The 2178-nt window shown below is 71.3% G+C and carries 2 protein-coding genes and 1 pseudogene; all 3 read left to right on the plus strand.

Features of this window, described 5'->3' with window-relative positions; translation table 11 throughout:
- Positions 1-1104 (plus strand): FliI/YscN family ATPase (locus tag F3J15_RS37205; protein WP_166897772.1); only part of this gene is annotated, 1104 nt, incomplete at its 5' end.
- Positions 1105-1109: 5 nt separating this feature from the next.
- The gene (gene fliJ, locus F3J15_RS37210) at positions 1110-1568 is read left to right on the plus strand and encodes a flagellar export protein FliJ (RefSeq protein ID WP_069249113.1); all 459 of its coding nucleotides are present in this window, start codon (positions 1110-1112) and stop codon (positions 1566-1568) included.
- Between the two features lie 31 nt (positions 1569-1599).
- Positions 1600-2178, plus strand: a pseudogene (locus tag F3J15_RS37215) (flagellar hook-length control protein FliK); the annotation flags it as partial.

The following is a 2178-nucleotide window of genomic DNA, read 5'->3' on the forward strand; positions in this document are numbered from 1 at the left end:
GTCTGGCCGCGCGAAAGCGCGCCCGTCGCCGATCCGCTCGCGGGCGCCAAGCGCCTGCCGGTCGGCTGGGAAATGCTCGGGCGCGTCGTCGACGCGTCGGGCCGCCCGCTCGACGGCCTCGGCCCGCTCGCGTCGAAGGTCGACGCGCCGCTGTCGGCGCCGTCGATCAACCCGCTCGAGCGCGAACCGATCCACCACGTGCTCGACGTCGGCGTGCGCGCGATCAACGCGCTGCTCACCGTCGGCCGCGGGCAGCGGATGGGCCTGTTCGCGGGCTCCGGCGTCGGCAAGTCAGTGCTGCTCGGCACGATGGCGCGCTATACGAGCGCGGAAGTGATCGTGATCGGGCTGATCGGCGAACGCGGCCGCGAAGTGAAGGAATTCATCGAACAGATCCTCGGCGAGGACGGGCTCGCGCGCTCGGTCGTCGTCGCGGCGCCGGCCGACGTGTCGCCGCTGCTGCGGATGCAGGGCGCGGCCTACGCGACGTCGCTCGCCGAGTATTTCCGCGACCAGGGCAAGCACGTGCTGCTGCTGATGGATTCGCTCACGCGCTACGCGATGGCGCAGCGCGAGATCGCGCTGGCGATCGGCGAGCCGCCCGCGACGAAGGGCTACCCGCCGTCGGTGTTCGCGAAGCTGCCCGCGCTCGTCGAGCGCACCGGCAACGGGCCGGAAGGCGGCGGCTCGATCACCGCGTTCTACACGGTGCTGACCGAAGGCGACGACCAGCAGGACCCGATCGCCGATTCGGCGCGTGCGATCCTCGACGGCCACGTCGTGCTGTCGCGCGCGCTCGCCGAGGCCGGCCACTATCCGGCGATCGACATCGAGGCGTCGATCAGCCGCGCGATGACCGCGCTGATCGACGAAACGCATCTCGACCACGTCCGGCAGTTCAAGCAGATGCTGTCGCGCTACCAGCGCAATCGCGACCTGATCGCGGTCGGCGCGTACGCGCCCGGCCGCGACGCGCAGCTCGACCGCGCGATCGCGCTCTATCCGCGCATCGAGGCGTTCCTGCAGCAGGGCTTTCGCGAATGCGCGCCGTTCGCGTCGAGCCTCGCCGGGCTCGATGCACTGTTCGACGCTTACGGAGGCTGATCCAGATGGCACACGGCTTTCCCCTTCAGTTGCTGCTCGACCGCGCGCAGGAGGATCTCGACTCCGCCACGAAGCAGCTCGGCACCGCACAGCGCGACCGCACCGCGGCCGCCGAGCAGCTCGACGCGCTGCTGCGCTACCGCGACGAATACCACGCGCGCTTCTCGCAATCCGCGCAGCACGGGATGCCGGCCGGCAACTGGCGCAATTTCCAGGCGTTCATCGATACGCTCGACGCCGCGATCGCGCAGCAGCGCAGCGTGCTGGCCGCGGCCGAAATCCGTATCGACGAAGCCCGCCCGAACTGGCAAAACAAGAAACGCACCGTCGGCTCGTTCGAAATCCTGCAGGCGCGCGGCGTCGCGCAGGAAGCGAAGCGCGACGCCCGGCGCGAACAGCGCGACGCCGACGAACACGCCGCGAAGATCCTGCGCATGCGGGCCGACGCGGCCCGTTCGTCGTAACCGACCACCGCCTTCGAACGAGAGAACCGACATGCCTCCCCTGCCCCTGCTCGGCGCGCTGCTCGACACCGCCGGCACCGCACTCAAGGCCGCCCGCGGCTCGGGTTCGTCCAGCGCCGCCGGCAACGATGCCGCGACCGCGACGACCGCCGTGCCGTTCGCGCAGACGCTGAAGCAAAGCGTCGCCACGCGTCGCGATGCGTCGAATTCCGGCGTCCCGGATGCGTCGACGCAACAGGCTTCGTCGAAGCCGGCCGCCGGCACGAAGCCGTCCGCCACCGAAGACGACGACACGACCGACGATACGACCACGACCGCCGCCATCAACCCCGACGCCGCCGCGCTCGCGGCGGCTGCGGCCGTGCAGGCGCAACTGCAGGCGCGCACGGACAACGCGATGCCGGCCGATGCGGCTGCCGCCGCGGCCGCTGCGCAAAAGACGGCCGTGTCCGGCCAACCCGATGCCACGGCTACGCTAACGGATCACGCGGCCAAGGACGCGGCGGCGACCACCCAGGCCGCACCGGCGACGAGCCGCGATGTGCTGCAGGAAGCGCTCGCCAAGCTGACGGGCGGCTCGGGCGCGATCGCGATGCCCGCGGCCGGCACG

The organism is Burkholderia sp. Ap-955, from assembly GCF_011753045.1.
Classification (GTDB): domain Bacteria; phylum Pseudomonadota; class Gammaproteobacteria; order Burkholderiales; family Burkholderiaceae; genus Burkholderia; species Burkholderia lata_D.

Bases quoted from the DNA above. Each gene is read 5' to 3' on its own strand.
- fliJ (WP_069249113.1), top strand. From the start codon at position 1,110: ATGGCACACGGCTTTCCCCTTCAGTTGCTGCTCGACCGCGCGCAGGAG.